A 17,981-nucleotide genomic window follows, 5' to 3' on the forward strand; every position below is an offset into this window, starting at 1 on the left:
GACAAAGGCCCTGGTCCAAGGGGTGCAAGGGCCCTCGCGCACGCGCCGGGGGCGCCGGTGTGACCGCAGGTGAACGGCATCGCCCCCATGGGCGTGGAAGAATCGGAACGGCTCAGACGTCTCAACAGCGAGCAGGAGACACGCACGATGCGTATCGGAGTTCTCACCGCCGGCGGCGACTGTCCTGGCCTGAACGCAGTGATCCGGTCGGTCGTCCACCGGGCCGTCACGCACTACGGCGACGACGTCATCGGCTTCGAGGACGGATACGCCGGACTGCTCGACGGCCGCTACCGTCACCTCGACCTGAACGCCGTGAGCGGCATCCTCTCCCGCGGCGGCACCATCCTCGGCTCCTCCCGGCTCGAGCGCGACCGCTTCCGCGCCGCCTGCGAGAACGCCATAGAGCTGGCCTCCGAGATCGGCTTCGACGTCCTCATCCCCATCGGCGGCGAGGGCACGCTCACCGCCGCCCGGATGCTGTCCGACGCCGGTCTGCCCGTCGTCGGCGTACCGAAGACCATCGACAACGACATCTCCGCGACGGACCGCACCTTCGGCTTCGACACCGCCGTCGGCGTCGCCACCGAGGCGATGGACCGGCTGAAGACCACCGCCGAGTCCCATCAGCGCGTCATGGTCGTCGAGGTCATGGGCCGGCACGCGGGCTGGATCGCCCTGGAGTCCGGCATGGCGGGCGGCGCGCACGGCATCTGCCTGCCCGAGCGGCCCTTCGACCCGGCCGACCTCGTCACGATGGTCGAGGAACGCTTCGCGCGCGGCAAGAAGTTCGCCGTCATCTGCGTCGCCGAGGGCGCGCACCCCGCCGAGGGCACCATGGACTACCGCACCGGCGAGATCGACCGGTTCGGCCACGAGCGCTTCCAGGGCATCGGCACGGCCCTCGCCTTCGAGCTGGAGCGGCGCCTCGGCAAGGAGGCCAAGCCGGTCATCCTCGGTCACGTCCAGCGCGGCGGCACCCCCACCGCGTACGACCGTGTCCTCGCCACGCGCTTCGGCTGGCACGCCGTCGAGGCGGCGCACCAGGGCGTCTTCGGCCGGATGACGGCGCTGCGCGGCACCGACGTGGTGATGGTCCCGCTCGCCGAGGCCGTCACCGAACTGAAGACGGTCCCGAAGGACCGCATGGACGAGGCCGAGTCCGTCTTCTAGTTCCGGACGCCTCGCGCAGTTCCGGACGCCTCGCGCCCGGCGGTCGGGAGTCCTACCTGAGGCGCATCCTCGTCCAGAAGTCGTCGAGTACGCCCTCCAGGAACTCCCGCCCCGCGTCGCCGGTACCCTGCCCGGCGCCCCCGCCCCAGCTGAGAGTCGCGGCCATCAGGGCCTGGTACTCGAGGTGCATCTCCTGGAGCACGTCGTCGAGGCGCACCCGGTCCACCGGGACGAGCTTCGCGATCGGCCGCGCGTACGCCTGCCAGCGCGTCGTCACCGCGCTGCGCAGGAAGTCCGCCAGCTGCTCGTCGCGGCCCGTGACGGTCGCGAAGTCGGGCGGCGCCAGGGCGAGCACCTCGCCGAGGGCCGCCGACTGGCGCTCGCTGCCCCGCCACTCGCCGGTCTCCTCCATCCGCAGATACGCGTGGATCTCCACCCCGACCGTGCGGGCCACGTCCTCGGGTGCCATGCCCCGCGCGAGCCGGTGTTCGCGCAGCGTCCGCGCGGCGCCGATGAGATCCCCCGGCGAACACCACAGGGCACCCGCGAGCGCCGTGAGCTCCGAAGCGGTCGGCGAGGCGAGCTCCTGCTCCCAGGCGACGACCGTGTCGGGCGTGACGTGATGCTGCCCGTACGAGGCACGCATGCCGTACGCGACGTGCCCGGGCGCCATGCCGAGCGCCTCACGGAGGCGTCGGGCGGCCGGGGCGTTGAACGGTGGAGCGGAGTCGTCGCTTGGGTGCACGGGCACACGCTAGGGGCGAAGGGGGAGGATGGCTACGGTCTGTTCGCACCGGGTCACGCTTTGTGTGAACGTACGGGAGTGGTTGGGAGGGGGCCCACGGAGGGGGTCCGTCAGCCCTTGACCGCGCCCCCGAGCGCGAAGCCGCCGCCGAAGCGGCGGGCCACCAGCACGTACAGCAGGACCACCGGTGTCGAGTAGATGATCGAGAAGGCCGCGAGCTGGCCGTAGACCACGGTGCCGCGGTTGCCGAAGAAGTCGTTGATGCTGACCGAGGCCGGCATCTGCTCGGGGGAGAGCAGGAGCATGAAGGGGACGAAGAAGTTGCCCCACATCATGACGAAGGAGAAGACGGTGACGACGGCGACCCCCGGACCCATCAGCGGGAGGACGATGCGGATCAGGGACTGGAACGACGACGCCCCGTCCGTCCAGGCCGCCTCCTCCAGCTCCTTCGGGACGCCGTCCATGAAGTTCTTCATCAGCCAGATGGCGAACGGGAGTTGGGACGCGGCGAAGAAGAAGATCGTGCCCTGCATCGTGTCGATCAGATTGACCTGCACGAACAGCGCGTAGACCGGGACCATGATCGCCGTGATGGGGAGGCACGTCCCGAACAGGACCGTCGCAAGGAACGGGTTGTTGAAGCGGGAGCGGTAGCGGGACAGCGGGTAGGCCGCGAGCGCCGCGCTCGCCACCGTGAGGAGTGTCGCCCCGCCGCACAGCAGCAGGCTGTTGAGGAGCGGCGTGAAGGTGATCGGGCGTCAGGACCGCGTCGAAGTTGTCCAGGGTGACCCCGCCCGGGATCTTCACCTGGAGGTTCGCGTGCGGGTCGAGGGCGGAGAGGATCACCCAGGCCAGCGGGAGGACGAACGCGGCGGCGACCACGAGGAGGCCGGCGTCGGCCGCGAGGCGGTGGCGGGCGGTGCGGGACGCGGACACTCAGGCCTCCGAGCGCAGCAGGCGCATATAGACCAGCGAGAACAGCGAGCCGACGACCAGGAGGAGCAGGGCGACCGCCGTGCCGTAGCCGATCATGCTCTTCTGGAAGGCCTGCTCGTACATGAACAGGGGGAGGGTCTGGCTGCGGTTGCCGGGGCCGCCGCGCGTCATCACCCAGATCAGGCCGAAGACGGACAGTGTCTGCAGGGTGTTCAGCATGAGGTTCGTGCCGATGGAGCGGCGGATCATCGGCAGCGTGATGTGCCACATGCGGCGCCAGCCCCCGGCGCCGTCCATCTCCGCCGCCTCGGTGATCTCCTTGGGTATCTCGCCGAGCGCCGCCGAGTAGACGAGCATCGAGAACGCGGTGCCGCGCCACACGTTCGCGAAGGACACCGCGAGGATCGGCAGGGTGAACAGCCAGTTCTGGGTGGGGAGATGGAGCCATCCGAGGATCGCGTTCAGGGTGCCCTCGCGGCGGAAGAACGCGTAGAGCAGGAAGCCCGCGACGACCTCCGGCAGGACCCACGCGCAGACCACCACCGCGCCCGTGACCGTGCGGACCGTCTTCGAGGCGCGCTGCATCAGGGCGGCCAGGGCGAGGCCCAGGGTGTTCTGGCCGATGAGGGAGGACAGGACGGTGAACACGAGCGTGAGCCAGACCGCGTTCAGGAACGCGTCGTCCCTGAACGCGGCCGTGAAGTTGTCGAAGCCCACGAAGGAGGAGCGGGCCTGGCCGGTCAACTGCAGGTCGGTGAAGGCGATGTAGGCGCAGTACGCGATCGGGCCCGCGAGGAACAGCAGCAGGAGGACCAGGGAGGGGGTCAGGGGCAGGGCGCGTGTCAGGGAGCGGCGCACACCGCCCCGCCCCGCCTTCACTTCGTGATCACCTTGCCGTCCGTGGCCGTCTTCAGCTGCTCGTCATAGGTGCTCGCCGCCTTCTCCACCGAACTGTCGCCCGTGGTCACCGACTCCATCGCCTCCTGGATCGCCGTGGAGACCTTCGGATACGCGGGGTAGGCGGGCCGGTAGTGGGTGGACGCCACCAGGTCCGTGAAGAACTTGATGCCGGGCTGCGCCTTCACGTACGCCGGGTCGGCGGCGACGTCCTTGCGCACCGCGATGCCGGAGTTGGCGATGTACCACTTCTGGGCGTTGGCCTTGGTCTGCATCGTCTTGATGAACCGGAAAGCCAGGTCGGGGTTGGACGCCTTCGACGGGATCGACCAGGTCCAGCCGCCCGACATGCTGACCTTGCCCGGCGCCTGGCCGTTCTGCGTGGGCATGGGGGCGAGGCCCAGCTTCTGCGACCACTCGGGCCACTCGTGGCCGCTGCCCGTCAGCCAGTCCTGCGGGAGCCAGGAGCCGTCGAGGTTGATCGCCAGCTTGCCCTGGGGGAGGAACTCGCCCCGGATGCGGGTGCCGATGTTCGGGTCGAGGGCGTCGGAGACGTCGGGGCCGAGCTTCTCGGCGTAGACCGTCCTGACGAAGGTGAGCGCGTCCTTGAAGGGCTTGCCCGCGGTGATCCACTTGTTGGTGGAGCTGTCGTACAGCGGGTCGGCGGTGCCCGGCGCGGCGGCCCCGGATCCGGTTCCGTACAGCAGCATCTCGAAGCTCTGCATGGCCGACTGCTCGCCGCCGGGCTTGCCGGTGTAGACGTTGAGCGGGGTGACGGAGGGGACCTTCTTCTTGATGACGCGGGCCGTGTCGAGGACGTCGTTCCAGGTCTTCGGCCGCCAGGGGGTCTTGATGCCGGCCTTCGCGAAGATGCCCTTGTCGTACCAGAGCCCGCGGGTGTCGGTGCCGTCCGGGACGCCGTACGTCTTGCCGTCCTGGGCCTTCGCCGCGTTCTTCGCCGTGTCGACGAACTGGTTCCAGTCGGGCCACTTGGCGAGGTAGGGGTCGAGCGGCTTCAGATAGCCGCTGGTGATGTCCGAGTTGATGAGGAACGTGTCCTCGTAGACCAGGTCCGGTGCCGTCTTCGGGGAGCGCAGCATCTGCTGGAGCTTGGTGTAGTACTCGGAGTCCGGCGCCGTGATGGGCACCAGCTTCACCTTCTTGCCGGGGTTCTCCTTCTCGAACTGCTTCTTCATCGACGCCAGATATTTGTCCATGACACGTATCTGGTTGTCGGTCGACTGCTTGAACGAGATCCTTACGGTGTTCGGGTCGTCGCCGGAGCTGCTGCCACAGGCCGTCAGGCCGGCCGCGGCGACGAGCAGAGTGGCGCTGAGGAGTACTGGGGCGGTGGGGCGCACGGGCACGACCTCCTACGGGCCGCCGCCGGCCGGCTTGCCGAGCGGGGCTGCCCGGTGAACGTACGGTCGGGGTCCGAGCAAGGTCAATCCCCGTGCAGGAGTGGCGAGTTGACCAATGGTCTACACCGCTGCGAGCCACCGGTAGTGCAGCTCCGGACGGCCCACCTGCCCGTACTGGGGGCTGCGGACCGCGCGGCCCGACTCGACCAGATGCTCCAGGTAGCGGCGCGCCGTGATGCGCGAGATCCCGACGGACTCGGCCGCCGCGGCCGCCGTCAGGCCCTCGGGGGCGGCGCGCAGAGTGGCCGTGACCCGCTCCAGGGTCGGCGCGCTCAGCCCCTTGGGGAGCGCCGCCGGGCCGGGGGCGCGCAGCGTGGCCAGAGCGCGGTCGACCTCGTCCTGGCCGCCCGCCTCGCCCGCCGCCGCCCGGTACTCCGCGTACCGCACGAGCCGGTCGCGCAGCGTCGGGAACGTGAAGGGCTTCAGGACGTACTGCACGACGCCGAGCGACACCCCTTCGCGGACGACCGTGAGATCGCGGGCCGAGGTGACCGCGATGACGTCCGTGTGGTGGCCCGCCGCCCGCAGTGAGCGCGCCAGCTGCAGCCCGTGGCCGTCGGGCAGGTGCAGGTCGAGCAGGAGCAGGTCGACCTGGGTGCGCTCCAGGGCGCGATGGGCCTCGGCCGCCGTGTGGGCCTTGCCGATCGCGGTGAATCCGGGGACCCGGTTCACGTAGAGGACGTGCGCGTCGGCGGCCACCGGATCGTCCTCGACGACCAGTACGCGGATGGCGTCGCCGGTGGGGCCGGGCTCTGTCATGCGATGCCTCCGGTGGGCAGGGGCGCGCTCGCGCGCTGGAGAGGCAGCGTGACCGTGAACTGCGCGCCGCCGGTGGGGTGTTCGGTCAGGGTGAGGGTGCCGCCGTTGCGGGTGACGGACTGCTGGACGAGCGCGAGACCGAGGCCACGACCGCGGCCGCCGGGGCCCGCGGGCTTCGTGGACCAGCCCCGCTCGAAGACCGCGTCCGTGTGCGGGGCGGCGACGCCCGGGCCCGTGTCCGCGACCCGCAGGAGCAGGGTGTCGTCCTCGGCACGGGCCGTGACCGTCACCTTCGCGTGCGGGGAGCCCTGAGCCGCGTCGACCGCGTTGTCGAGCAGATTGCCGAGGATCGTCACGAGGTCGCGGGCCGGCAGCGTAGGCGGCACCAGACCGTCGTCGATGAGGGTGTCCTCGGAGATCACGAGTTCCACGCCGCGCTCGTTGGCCTGGGCCGTCTTGCCCAGCAGGAGCGCGGCGAGCACCGGCTCGTTCACCGCGGCGACGACCTGGTCGGTGAGGGTCTGCGCCAGCTCCAGCTCGGCCGTCGCGAAGTCGACCGCCTCGTCGGCCCGGCCCAGCTCGATCAGCGAGACGACGGTGTGGAGCCGGTTCGCCGCCTCGTGGGCCTGCGAGCGCAGCGCCTGCGTGAACCCCCGCTCCGAGTCCAACTCGCCCATCACCGCCTGGAGTTCGGTGTGGTCGCGCAGGGTCACCACGGTGCCGCGCCGGTCGCCGCTGGAGACGGGGGAGGTGTTCACGACGACCACGCGGTCCGCGGTCAGATGCACCTCGTCGACGCGGGGCTCGGCGGACAGGAGCGCGCCGGTCAGCGGCGCGGGCAGGCCGAGCTCGGCGACATTACGGCCGACCACGTCCTTGCCGCCGCCCTCCCCGCTGCTTCCCTCGCCGCCTTCCCCGCCGCCCTCCCTTCCGCCTTCCTCGCCGACGCCGAGCAGCTCGCGCGCCCCGTCGTTGATGAGGGCGATCCTGCGCTGCCCGTCGAGCATCACCAGGCCCTCGCGCACCGCGTGCAGCGCCGCCTGGTGGTAGTCGTGCATGCGGCTGAGCTCGGTCGCGTTCATCCCGTGCGTGTGCCGCCGCAGCCGGGCGTTGATCACGTACGTGCCGATGCCGCCGAGGACGAGCGCGCCCGCCGCGACGCCGGCCACCGCGAGGACCTGGCCGCGCGCCTGCGCGCTGATCTCCTCGACCGTGATGCCCGCGCTGACCAGACCGACGATCCGGTGGCCCGTGACGATCGGGGTGACCACCCGCACCGAGGGGCCGAGCGTGCCCGTGTACGTCTCCGAGAAGGTCCTGCCGCGCAGAGCCGGCCCGATATGGCCGAGGAAGCGCTCGCCTATGCGGCGCTTGTCGGGGTGGGTCCAGCGGATGCCGTGCGGATCCATGATCGTGACGAAGTCCACGCCGGTGTGGCGCTGGACGTCCGTCGCGTAGGGCTGGAGCGAACGGGACGGGTCGCCGCCGCCGGTGATCGCCTCGTGGACGGAGGGCGCGTCCGCGACCGCCCGCGCCGCCGCCGTCGCCTGGCGCCGGGCGGCCTCCTCGGCCTGACGGCCGTCGCTGACGTACGTGAACAGCGCGCACCCCGCGACCACGACGGCGACCAGGACGACCTGCATCGCGAAGAGCTGGCCGGCCAGGCTGCGGGCGCGTGGCAGGAAGGGGAAGCGCATGGAGCCCAGTGTGCCTCTCGGTACGAGCGTGAACGTATATCGGTACGAGCGTGAACGTATAAGCGTGAACTAAATGAACGGAAGGGTGACGCCCTTCACCAGCTGGGAGATAGTCACCGGGATTCGCCAGACGTGAGCCGCACGCATGGCGCGTACGTGCAGGTTCTCCGTACGCCTTCTCCGTACGCCGGAACCACCCGCACCTACCCGTACGCCCGACATCGTCGTCAGGAGGCACCCGTGGCCGAGACCCAGGTGGCACCCGCCACCAAGCGAGACCGCACCCACTATCTGTACATCGCCGTCATCGGTGCCGTCCTGCTCGGCATCGCGGTCGGCTTCATCTGGCCCGACTTCGCCAAGGAGCTCAAGCCGGTCGGCACCGGCTTCGTGAACCTGATCAAGATGATGATCTCGCCGATCATCTTCTGCACGATCGTGCTCGGCGTCGGGTCCGTGCGCAAGGCCGCCAAGATCGGCAAGGTCGGCGGCCTCGCGCTCGGCTACTTCATGGTCATGTCCGTGGTCGCGCTCGCCATCGGCCTCGTCGTCGGCAACATCCTGCACCCGGGCGACGGCATGCACCTCACGCAGGCCGTCAAGGACGTCGGCCACACGGCCGCGAAGGACGCCGCCGAGGGCCCCGTCGACTTCGTCCTCGGGATCATCCCGCTGACCATGGTGTCGGCGTTCACCGAGGGTCAGGTGCTCCAGACCCTCCTGGTCGCGCTCCTCGTCGGCTTCGCGCTCCAGGCCATGGGCCGCGCCGGTGAGCCGGTCCTCAAGGGCGTCGAGCACATCCAGAAGCTGGTCTTCCGCGTCCTCGGCATGATCATGTGGGCCGCGCCCGTCGGCGCGTTCGGCGCGATGGCGGCCGTCATCGGCGAGACCGGCATGGACGCCCTCAAGGCACTCGCCACGATCATGCTCGGCTTCTACGTCACCTGCATCCTCTTCGTCGTCGTGGTCCTCGGCACCCTGCTGCGCCTGGCCACCGGCTACAACCTGTTCGCGCTCCTGAAGTACCTGGGCCGCGAGTTCCTGCTCATCCTGTCCACCTCGTCGTCCGAGTCCGCGCTGCCGCGGCTCATCGCGAAGATGGAGCACCTGGGCGTCAGCCGCCCGGTCGTCGGCATCACGGTTCCGACGGGCTACTCCTTCAACCTCGACGGCACGATGATCTACCTGACCATGGCCTCCCTGTTCATCGCCGACGCCATGGACCAGCCGATGGCCATCGGCCAGCAGATCGGCCTGCTGCTCTTCATGATGGTCGCCTCGAAGGGCGCCGCGGGTGTCTCCGGCTCCGGCATCGCCGTCCTCGCCAGCGGACTCCAGTCGCACAAGCCGGCCCTCGTCGACGGCGTCGGCCTGATCATCGGCATCGACCGCTTCATGAGCGAGGCCCGCGCCCTCACCAACTTCGCGGGCAACGCGGTGGCGACGCTTCTCATCGGTACGTGGACGGGCGAGGTCGACAAGGACCGGGTCGCACGCGTGCTGGCGGGGGACCTGCCGTTCGACGAGCGGACGCTCGTCGACGACGGTGCCGTCCCGGCGGGCGTGCCGGATCAGCGCGGTGGCGGCGACGAGGAGAAGGAGCTCGCCAAGGCGTGAGCCGGGCGGTCTGTCGGTCAGACGGTCAGTCGATCTTTGCCACGAGTTCGGTGGCGCGTGAGGCGGGTACGCCTGCCGCGGTCAGTACGGTGACCGCGGCGGAGCGGCCCGCCTCTTCTGCTGGGATCAGCCCGTCGTTGACCGCTTCGAGTAGCCCGAACAGCACCTGCTCATGGACGTACGCGAGGGCAGGCGGCGGCAGAGGTGACATGAACTCGCCTGATTCCAGGCCTTGTTGGAGTAGATCGGCGCAGCTGTCGCGGACCGGGGCCAGCCGGGCGCGGATGCCCTCGACGGTGACTGCGCGCTGCGCGAGGGCGACAAGCAGGCGGTAGCGGTCGGCGACCTTCCATACGGCGAGCAGGGAGCGGGACACGGCCTCGGCGGGGTCGGTCACGCCCGCGCGTCCCTCGGCTTGTGCAGCCTCGACCGCGGCGACGGCGTCGTCGACCAGCGCGGCGACGAGCGCCTCGCGGCTGGGGAAGTGCCCGTAGACCGTGCGCCGTACGACGCCCGCGGCCCTGGCGATCTGGTCCATGGACGCGTCCGGGTCGCGCAGCAGTTCGGCGAGGGCGACGTCGAGGATGCGGCGTCGGTTGGTGTCGGCTCGTCCTGAAGTCACGCGCTCATTCTGCACCCCGGTCCCGACCCTGTTCGCGCGTGGTTTTGCACAGTGCCGTGCAGTGACGTAAATTGCACACTGCTGTGTAATTGCACACTGATGTGCAATGTCCGTGGGCATGCGGACACATGGACTCGTGGACTGAGGGGCAGGGAGCCCCGGAGGGTGGCAGAGGAATGCGCCTCGTCATGAAGGAGCCGGTCGAGGGGATGGACCGGCCGTACGCCCGCCGCTGGTGGGCCCTGCTCGTGCTCTGTCTGAGCCTGCTGATCATCGTGATGGCGAACACCGCGCTCACCGTCGCGGCGCCCGACATGACCAAGGACCTCGGCCTGACCAGCGCCGACCTCCAGTGGGTCATCGACGGTTACACCGTCCCGTACGCGGCCCTGATGCTGCTGCTCGGCGCGATCGGCGACAAGTACAGCCGACGCGGCGCACTCATCCTGGGCCTCCTGGTCTTCGGCGGCGGCGCCGTCGCGGGCTCGCTCGTCGGCAGCTCGGCCGGGGTCATCGCGGCCCGCGCGGTGATGGGCGTCGGCGCGGCCATGATCATGCCCGCCACGCTGTCGCTGCTCGCGGCCACCTTCCCGAGCGCCGAGCGCGCCAAGGCCATCGTGCTGTGGACCGCCACCGCGGGGCTCGCTATCGCCGCCGGCCCCCTGGTCGCCGGCGCGCTCCTGCGCAACCACGGCTGGTCGTCCACGTTCCTGATCAACGTGCCCGTGGCCGCCGTCGCCCTCGTCGGCGCCCTCGTCCTCGTACCGCCGTCCAAGGCGGCGCACCAGCACCGCATCGACTACGTCGGCGGACTTCTCTCCGTCGTCTGGGTCGGCGCCGTCGTCTACATGATCATCGAGGGCCCGCACTTCGGCTGGGGCGCCAAGGCGATCGGCGCTGCGGTCGTCGCGGGCGTGGCCCTGGTGGCCTTCGTCCTGTGGGAGCTGCGCCACCCGCGCCCGGTCCTGAACGTCCGCCGCTTCACGGACCGCCGCTTCTCCGGCTCGAACCTCGCGGTCGCCCTCTTCTTCCTCGCCGTCTTCGGCGCCTTCTACTACCTCACCCAGCACCTCCAGTTCGTCCTCGGCTACGACGCGCTGGCCACCGGAGTACGGATGCTGCCGTTGGCCGGAGCGGTCTTCGTGGGCTCGGCGCTCACGGGGTACCTCACCCCGCGCATCGGCATGAGGATCACAGTGACGGTCGGCATGGTCGGCGGCACCGCGGCCCTCGCGCTCCTCACGCGCATCGACACCTCGTCGTCGTACGGGGACTTCGTGGTGCCTCTGGTCATCCTCGGCCTTGCGATCGGCCTCGCCCTCTCGCCGTGCACCGACGCGATCATGGGCTCGTTTCCCGAGTCGGAGCTGGGCGTGGGCGGCGCGGTCAATGACACGTCGCTCGAACTCGGCGGCTCGCTCGGCATCGCGATCCTCGGTTCGGTCCTGGCCGGCTCGTACTCGTCGCGGCTGGCGGACAACACGGCCGGTTCGAAACTGCCCGCCGACGCGCTGGGCACCGCGCAGGACTCGGTCGGCGCGGGCTACGCGGTGGCGCAGGGCATCGGTGACCAGGCCCACCGGGCCGCCGAGAAGGCGGCGGCCGCGACCAGTCCCGAGCAGGCGGCCCAGCTCAAGGCGCAGGCCGAGCAGCTCGCGGGAGGCGCGAGGCAGATGGCCGACGCGGTCGGCTCCGCCTTCTCGGACGCGGTGGCGCACACGAGTCTGGTAGGTGCGGTAATGCTGGGGGTCGGGACGGTTCTGGTGGCGGTACTTCTGCCGCGGCGAGGGGCGAGGCAGCAGCCGGAACCCGTTGAGGGGGTGGAGGAGAAGGAGCTGGTGGCGAACGGCTGAGGCAGGGGGCCTCGAGAACAAGGGGTGCTACGAAGTCACTTCGAGCCGTCCAGCCCCATGAGGACGGAGTAAGCCGACTCTGCCCGGCGCGCCGGTACGGCGTCACGGCGCGCGTGGTCCAGAAAGCTCTGAGTCCCGCCATGGTGGCGAACCCGGCCGCCATCCATAAGGGTGACGGTGTCGGCTTCGTCGGCCAGGTCGGCGATGTCATGAGTCGACATGAGCACCGGAGTCTTCGCCGCGACCTCTCGCAGCACGTCACGGAAGACTGTGCGCTGGTGAGGGTCGAGCCCGGCCGTCGGCTCGTCCAACAAGATGACGCGTGCGTCGTGGGCCAGGGAGCAGGCGATGCCGACTCGGCGGAGTTGGCCCCCGGAAAGATTGGCGGTCTTTTGGCCGGCCTGCTCGGCCAGGCCGACCTGGTCGAGGGTGGCTCCGGCGCGCTCCCATGCATGGGAGCGGCTCTCGCCCTTCAGCCAGGCGACGTATGCCACGTACTCGCGGGCGGTCAACTGCCGTGAGGTGGGCACACGCTGAGGAAGCCAGGCCACCTGGCGACGGTATTCACGGCTGGCGGATGTGAGGTCCGTGCCGCTGAACAGGACTTTGCCTGCCTTCGGCTCGACCGTGCCTGCGAGAAGAGCCATCGTGGTGGACTTTCCCGCCCCGTTGGGCCCGAGCAGGATGGTCAGGCCATGCGCAGGGACCTCATAGGTGAAGCGGGACAGGACAGGGCGGATCCAGCGGTGATAGCCGAAGGTCACACGGTCGAGCAGCACAGTCATCGGTCGGTCCTTGGTGCGAAACAGATGAGGGAGAGAACTCCGGCCAGATAGACGGCCGCAGCGCCTGCGGCAGCGTGTACGACATGGGCACGCTCTGTGACGATCACCCAGGGGTAGGGGTCGTTGCGACTCCGACCCCCCAGGAACATGGAGTGAATCATCCAGAAGGCAGGGAGCAGGGTCGCCCGGTGTCCGAGGAGTGGCCAGGCGCCCAGGGCGAGTCCACAGAAGAGCAGGTTGTTGCGCGCCGCTGTCCACAGGGCTTCTGCTCCGAGTGGGGACATCGCGATGGCTACTGCGGTCACGAGCACAGCGAAACCGGATGCCAGCGTGATGTCCCTCGCGTCGAGCCTACGGACGGCGGACCGTTCCACGGAGGGCATTCGCCGTTCAAGGCAGACGACCAAAGCGACGGAGGGGATGAGGCAGAAGAAGTTGCTGAGCTCTGTGGGTACCGCGTAATCCCCCAGGAACGCAGGGAATTCGAGGACCATGTCCAGAGTGAGCCCGACGCTCAGGATGAAAGCCAACAGGGCGCCGGGCAGCAGGCCCAGGCCCCCCCCGCTGTCGCAGCCACCAGATCACGTTCAGCGACCTGTCCGGCAGGCATGCCGAAGCTGCTCGAAGTACCAGGCCTTCTGCTGTTGCGGTGGAAGCTTGTTCACTCTGGTCATCTCGGCGAGGAGCTGTCCTCGACTCGGCCCTTGCTTGAACTGTTGGGTCTCATGGGACAGCCAGGCAAGGTAATCGCTCTCCACACCTATGGTCCGGGCGACCCAGAGGGTGTTGTAGTGCAGAGCGTTCCAGTCCGGTTCCGCGCAGGGCATCCCGACGACCGATATGGCGATGTTCTCCCGAAGGGCCTGGTCCGCGTTGCCGGGCACCAGGCTGAGTGTCCAATGCTCCCCTCTGGTGTCGAGGTGCTGAGCTTCGGCCACGGTGCGGTCGGTGATGCGGGTGGGCTGCTCAGTGATGACGCCCCCGGCCTGCAATTGGCCTGTCATCTTGGCGAGTTTGGCCTGAATCTCCCTGATGTGCCGGGAGCCGGCTGTCGGCACGCAGACTTCAGGCGTGTCTCCTTCGCAGGTGATAGGGGCCAAGCCCTTGGCTGCCGGCGCGATTGCACGCCAGTCTTTGGTGATGCTGTACGCGCCGAGTAGGCCACTGACCGCGATAGCGAGGGACGCGGCAACAGAGGCGACGTCGATACGCCGGCGCCATGCGAGTACAACGCAGGCAAGCGCCAGACACACCGTCGGCAGCACTGCGGCTGCCGTCATGGCCAGTGAGTACGTCTCTCCGAACCCCACCCAGGAGATGGACCCAGTGACATGGTGCGCCCAGTAACTGTCCGTCCCCAGGGGAAAACTGATCCCGATGAATACCGCCACGGCTACGAGCGGCGCGGCGTACAGCGCATGGAATCTGCGCCCTACGACGAATCCGATGACGGCGTGCGCAGTGAGCAGGACGACGACGATCCCCATCAGCTGCAACACGTACAGATCGGGAAGGACTCCGACCACCCACAGCCCGCCGGCCATGACGCCGGCGGTGAGGGCAGACAGGGAGAGCACGGCGATGAGGATGGGTTGGACTGCAATGCGCCACGTGGAGCGCGCTGCGCCCAACTCCCAGGTGCCCAGGGCTCGCAGTCGTGTCGCTTCAACCGCGGCCAGGCCTGCCACGGCCGCGGCCGCCATCGGGAGCGGGGCATGCACGGCATACGACGCGACCTGAGCGGGCCACGGAACCGCAATGAGCGGCTGAATGTTGCGGGTAGTCGTGAGGAAGACGTAGGTGAAGAAGAGGCCAATTACAGGGAAGGCCAGCACGGCTGGATGCGTGCGTAGAGCAGAGGAGAAACGCATGAACCCTCGAATGGAGAACAAATCCGGGCCGCCGCACATTGTGTGACGGCCCGGCAGGATCAGTCAGCCAGGGTTGTGTCTACACTCACTTTGTCAGCAGCACCAGTACAAGCTCCGCACCCCGAACCGAGCTTGGTGACTTCAAGGTAATAGCTGTCGTACGGCAGATTGGACTGGGTCGCTGTGCTCGTGTACCCAGCCCCGTTGAAGCAGTTGGTGAGCGTCGACGTGTCTATTTTCGTGTCCGTGCCAAAGTCGATCTGCTGCCACAGCGCTACATTGACGCTGTTCGAAGTTCCCGCCTGGTCACAGCCAGTGAAGTGAAACTCGTTGTACTGCTCATCGACCCACTGCTGAGAAGTGGTCCCCTGGACCAGGCTGAAAGGAGACTTGCTCCAGTTCGCCCAAGCTCCCGTAGCGGTGGCGATCGTGAGTGCGGCGGCAGTCCCCGCGACGACACAGAAGTTACGCAAACGTCTTCCCGACAAAGGGAAACCCCCCTTGTCCTTCCGGTTGTCGAGGCCCCCCCTCGAACTGAAGACCGAAAGGCTGGGGGACTGTATCAGCCCCTCCAGCGGCCATCGCTCACCTCTGGAGTTGTCACCGAACAACCTCGGCGGGACGAAACGCTCTTCAAGGAGGACGGCCCCGGCAGGGAAGTGTTCGGCCGGGGTGAACTTACGGGCTCAGGCCAGGTAGTTGATGAAGTGCTGCCAGATCTCGGGGGTGAGGAGGAGGGCCGGGCCTGTGGGGTTCTTCGAGTCACGGACACCTATTCCGGTGGGAGTCTCGGCGACTTCTACGCAGTTCTGGCCGGGGTCGCTGCACGTCGACTTGAGCCACGCGTGCTCAGGAGCGACATCGGCGGAGGTGCGGTGGGTGGGCATAGTTGGCCTACAGCTCTCGTTCTAGTCGGCGCGGAAGGTCCGGAGTGTCCTCGGGTGGCAGCGCCGACGCGACCATGGCGTCGAACCGCCGCTGAAAACGGTCCACTTCGCGCGGCTTGTCCGAGGTCGACACTGAGCCCCAGGCACTGTCGGCCTGTACGCGCTGCGGCAGGGCGTCGCCGAAGTCGAGGATGGCGAAATCGTTCGTGGAGCGGTAGCTGCGGCGGAACGGGAGCACGGACCCGTTGCCCGTCTTTCCGGTGACGGATCCGTGCCCGGAGGGCGAGCACGGCCGCGGCCTGACGGTCGTACGTCAACTCGCCCTGGAACTTGACTGGTTCCTGCGCCCGGACCTCGGTAAGGCGGTCCGGGCGCGGATGGCGCCTCATGGGCGGCGGGAGGAACTCCGCGCGGTGCGGGGGCAGTTCACATGTTGACATTGCGCTGTCAGCCTGGACAGTTCATACGGGATGTCCCATCACGCTTCGCCAGCGAGGAGCTGTTCTTCACGCACTCGCCGCCCGAGAGTTGACGAAGGACACATCATGACCACACCCTTCAACACCACCGAAGGGCTTTGGCTCCCCGCTGAGCGGTCGCGCCGCGGCGGGTTCTACCTCGGTTTGATCCTCGCGGCGATGCTCTGCCTGGTGCTCCTCGAAGGACTCATTCTCTTTGTGGTTGCCGTGCTGATCATGGGTGAAGACATGGGGCTCATGGGTGACGTGGGTGTCGCCGGCTATGTGGGACTACCGGTGATGGGGGGAGTAGTGAGTCTGCTGCTGCTCATCGCCATCACGTCGCGATATCCGGCCCTGCGCATCGATCCCATGGGCATGAGCAAGGTGTGGCGTGGGGGCACGGAGACCGTGCGGTGGGCTGGTATCGACCAGGTTCGGTTCAACAGCAGGCAGAGTCTGCTGCTGTTGGTGGTGAAGGAGGGGGCTCTCCCGGAGAAGCCGATCGCCGTTGGCGGGCCGAGAATAGTAATCCTCTACTCGCTCGGAAACTCCCTCTGGCGCCGGCGGAGGCCGCATCACTCTGCCTTGATCGTTGACGCAGTCGAGCGGTTCGCCCCGGGAAAGTACACCGCCGAGCCCTGGAACCTGGGCAAGGGCGGCGCGAAGGGTACGGGCGCCTCGGCATAGGGACTGGCGCCTTGCGCTGTTGTCGGAGGGCTTGTCTACCGTGGGGCACGGTCGAATCCTCGGCCACGACCCGGACGGAGCGCCCATGACCACCCTGCCCGATCGCCCGCACACCGCCCTCCTCGTCATAGACGTGCAGATCGGAGTGGTGGCGACCGCCCACGACCGTGACCGTGTCCTGGCGAACATCGTGTCGCTGGTCGACCGGGCCAGGTCCCAGGAGGCGCCCGTGGTGTGGGTGCAGCACTCCGACGACGACGAACTGAAGCGGGGGAGCGAGGCCTGGGAGTACGTACCGGAGTTGGCGGAGCGGCGCGAGGGCGAGGCCGTGGTCCACAAGACGTACCGCGACTCCTTCGAGGACACGGACCTGGAGCGGCGGCTCGCGGAGCGCGGCGTCGGGCATCTCGTCGTGGCCGGGTCCGCGACCGACTTCTGCGTCCGGTCCACGATCCACGGCGCCCTGACCCGTGGCTACGACGTGACGCTGGTCTCCGACGCGCACACGACGGAGGACCTGAGCGAGTACGGGGCGCCGACCCCGGACAAGGTGATCGCCCATATGAATCTGTACTGGGCGGGGCAGCGCGCCCCGGGGCGGACGGCGGCGACGGTGACCACGGCGGATGTGGTCTTCGGACAGCGCTGACACAGGTTCCTCCGGAGGTGATCGCCGGGTACTGCTCCTTCTGGCCCGGGGGAGGCGCAGGCCATTCCCAGCAGGGGCTGGCCTTGACGTCGGCGTCAAGGTCTACCGTCGGGGACATGCGCATCGGAGAGCTGGCCGAGCGGGCCGGGACCACCACGCGGACGTTGAGGTACTACGAGTCGCGCGGGCTGCTGCCCGCGCGGCGGGGCGGGAACGGGTACCGGGAGTACGACGAGGCGGATCTGCGGGCACTGGAGCAGATTCGTACGCTGCAGGACTTCGGGTTCGAGCTTGAAGAGACTCGGCCCTTCGTGGAGTGTCTGCGTGCCGGGCATCCGGAGGGTGACTCCTGCCCCGCCTCGCTCGCCGTGTACCGGCGCAAGCTCGGCGAACTCGATGCGCTGATCGGCGAGTTGACCGCCGTGAGGGAGAGCGTCGGCGCGCAGTTGGAGCGTGCCGAGAAGGTCATGGACGCGCTGGCGGCCGAGGATCATCCGTCGCCGCGCTGCGAACTGGGAGGGTGAAGTGGGTACGGATCTGAGGGGCGTCACGGATGCGGACTTCGACGGAGAGGTGCTGGGGGCCGGGCGGCCGGTCCTGGTGGAGTTCACCGCGGACTGGTGCGGGCCGTGCCGGCAGCTCGCGCCGGTGCTTCGCTCCATCGCGGACGAGGAGCGGGAGCGGCTCGACGTCGTGGTGATCGACGTGGACCGCAACCCGGAGACCGCGACGCGTTACGGCGTCCTGTCCATGCCGACGCTCATGGTCTTCAAGGACGGCGAGCCGGTCTGGTCACGGGTCGGGGCACGCCCGAAGCGGCGGCTGCTTGAGGAATTGGCCGAGGTCATCTGACCGGAGCACAATGAATTGAGGGTGAAGAAAACCCGGGGTGCGTCGAGGCACTGCCAGGGGGTATAT

18 protein-coding genes and 1 pseudogene are annotated in these 17,981 nt (G+C 68.7%); 7 read left to right on the forward strand and 12 right to left on the reverse strand.

Going from position 1 to position 17,981, the window contains the following annotated elements:
* Positions 1-147: 147 nt before the first annotated feature.
* Positions 148-1,173, forward strand: coding sequence for an ATP-dependent 6-phosphofructokinase (locus EOT10_RS27510; protein WP_127831035.1), 1,026 nt, complete (start codon positions 148-150; stop codon positions 1,171-1,173).
* 52 nt (positions 1,174-1,225) lie between these two features.
* Here EOT10_RS27510 and EOT10_RS27515 read toward each other — a convergent pair whose 3' ends face one another.
* From EOT10_RS27515 to EOT10_RS27540, 6 genes and pseudogenes are all read right to left on the reverse strand, one after another.
* Positions 1,226-1,918 (reverse strand): helix-turn-helix domain-containing protein, encoded by a 693-nt coding sequence (locus tag EOT10_RS27515; RefSeq protein WP_127831036.1) that lies wholly within the window; start codon positions 1,916-1,918, stop codon positions 1,226-1,228.
* A gap of 110 nt (positions 1,919-2,028) precedes the next feature.
* A pseudogene (locus tag EOT10_RS27520) lies at positions 2,029-2,857 on the reverse strand (carbohydrate ABC transporter permease).
* Positions 2,858-3,736, reverse strand: a complete 879-nt coding sequence (locus EOT10_RS27525; RefSeq protein ID WP_223281238.1) for a carbohydrate ABC transporter permease — start codon at positions 3,734-3,736, stop codon at positions 2,858-2,860.
* On the reverse strand, positions 3,733-5,115 hold the full coding sequence (locus EOT10_RS27530) for an extracellular solute-binding protein (protein WP_127831037.1): 1,383 nt from the start codon (positions 5,113-5,115) through the stop codon (positions 3,733-3,735). Before EOT10_RS27530 ends, EOT10_RS27525 begins: the two co-directional genes overlap by 4 nt.
* Before the next feature lie 120 nt (positions 5,116-5,235).
* Positions 5,236-5,934 (reverse strand): response regulator, encoded by a 699-nt coding sequence (locus tag EOT10_RS27535; protein WP_127831038.1) that lies wholly within the window; start codon positions 5,932-5,934, stop codon positions 5,236-5,238.
* Complete coding sequence (locus tag EOT10_RS27540; protein WP_127831039.1) at positions 5,931-7,631, reverse strand: sensor histidine kinase; 1,701 nt, start codon at positions 7,629-7,631, stop codon at positions 5,931-5,933. Before EOT10_RS27540 ends, EOT10_RS27535 begins: the two co-directional genes overlap by 4 nt.
* A 240-nt stretch (positions 7,632-7,871) precedes the next feature.
* Here EOT10_RS27540 and EOT10_RS27545 point away from each other — a divergent pair, with 240 nt between their 5' ends.
* Complete coding sequence (locus tag EOT10_RS27545) at positions 7,872-9,248, forward strand: cation:dicarboxylate symporter family transporter (protein WP_127831040.1); 1,377 nt, start codon at positions 7,872-7,874, stop codon at positions 9,246-9,248.
* Between the two features lie 25 nt (positions 9,249-9,273).
* On the opposite strand, the gene EOT10_RS27550 is transcribed toward EOT10_RS27545, so the two are convergent.
* Positions 9,274-9,870: a TetR/AcrR family transcriptional regulator gene (locus EOT10_RS27550; protein ID WP_223281239.1), complete on the reverse strand. Its 597-nt coding sequence runs from the start codon at positions 9,868-9,870 to the stop codon at positions 9,274-9,276.
* Between the two features lie 176 nt (positions 9,871-10,046).
* Between EOT10_RS27550 and EOT10_RS27555 the strand changes: the two genes are divergently transcribed.
* Positions 10,047-11,723 (forward strand): MFS transporter, encoded by a 1,677-nt coding sequence (locus EOT10_RS27555; RefSeq protein ID WP_127831042.1) that lies wholly within the window; start codon positions 10,047-10,049, stop codon positions 11,721-11,723.
* A gap of 35 nt (positions 11,724-11,758) precedes the next feature.
* Here the strand turns inward: EOT10_RS27555 and EOT10_RS27560 are convergent, their stop codons facing one another.
* The 5 genes from EOT10_RS27560 to EOT10_RS27585 all read right to left on the reverse strand — a co-directional run bounded on the left by EOT10_RS27560 (position 11,759) and on the right by EOT10_RS27585 (position 15,504).
* Positions 11,759-12,508 (reverse strand): ATP-binding cassette domain-containing protein, encoded by a 750-nt coding sequence (locus tag EOT10_RS27560; protein WP_127831043.1) that lies wholly within the window; start codon positions 12,506-12,508, stop codon positions 11,759-11,761.
* Positions 12,509-13,095: 587 nt separating this feature from the next.
* Entirely contained in the window at positions 13,096-14,379 is a 1,284-nt protein-coding gene (locus EOT10_RS27570; RefSeq protein WP_189492140.1) for a DUF7224 domain-containing protein, read from the reverse strand.
* A gap of 59 nt (positions 14,380-14,438) precedes the next feature.
* Positions 14,439-14,852, reverse strand: a complete 414-nt coding sequence (locus tag EOT10_RS27575; protein ID WP_223281240.1) for a hypothetical protein — start codon at positions 14,850-14,852, stop codon at positions 14,439-14,441.
* A gap of 213 nt (positions 14,853-15,065) precedes the next feature.
* Entirely contained in the window at positions 15,066-15,266 is a 201-nt protein-coding gene (locus EOT10_RS27580; protein ID WP_127831045.1) for a DUF397 domain-containing protein, read from the reverse strand.
* Between the two features lie 7 nt (positions 15,267-15,273).
* On the reverse strand, positions 15,274-15,504 hold the full coding sequence (locus EOT10_RS27585) for a Scr1 family TA system antitoxin-like transcriptional regulator (RefSeq protein WP_223281241.1): 231 nt from the start codon (positions 15,502-15,504) through the stop codon (positions 15,274-15,276).
* Between the two features lie 307 nt (positions 15,505-15,811).
* Between EOT10_RS27585 and EOT10_RS27590 the strand changes: the two genes are divergently transcribed.
* The 4 genes from EOT10_RS27590 (at position 15,812) to trxA (ending at position 17,915) form a co-directional block, all read left to right on the forward strand.
* Positions 15,812-16,414, forward strand: a complete 603-nt coding sequence (locus EOT10_RS27590; RefSeq protein ID WP_127831046.1) for a hypothetical protein — start codon at positions 15,812-15,814, stop codon at positions 16,412-16,414.
* 85 nt (positions 16,415-16,499) lie between these two features.
* The gene (locus tag EOT10_RS27595) at positions 16,500-17,063 is read left to right on the forward strand and encodes an isochorismatase family protein (protein WP_127831047.1); all 564 of its coding nucleotides are present in this window, start codon (positions 16,500-16,502) and stop codon (positions 17,061-17,063) included.
* A gap of 116 nt (positions 17,064-17,179) precedes the next feature.
* Positions 17,180-17,587, forward strand: a complete 408-nt coding sequence (locus EOT10_RS27600) for a MerR family transcriptional regulator (RefSeq protein WP_127831048.1) — start codon at positions 17,180-17,182, stop codon at positions 17,585-17,587.
* A 1-nt stretch (position 17,588) separates the two neighbouring features.
* Positions 17,589-17,915: a thioredoxin gene (trxA, locus tag EOT10_RS27605; RefSeq protein ID WP_127831049.1), complete on the forward strand. Its 327-nt coding sequence runs from the start codon at positions 17,589-17,591 to the stop codon at positions 17,913-17,915.
* The last annotated feature ends 66 nt before the right edge of the window (positions 17,916-17,981 follow it).

The organism is Streptomyces antnestii, assembly GCF_004005495.1.
GTDB lineage: Bacteria > Actinomycetota > Actinomycetes > Streptomycetales > Streptomycetaceae > Streptomyces > Streptomyces antnestii.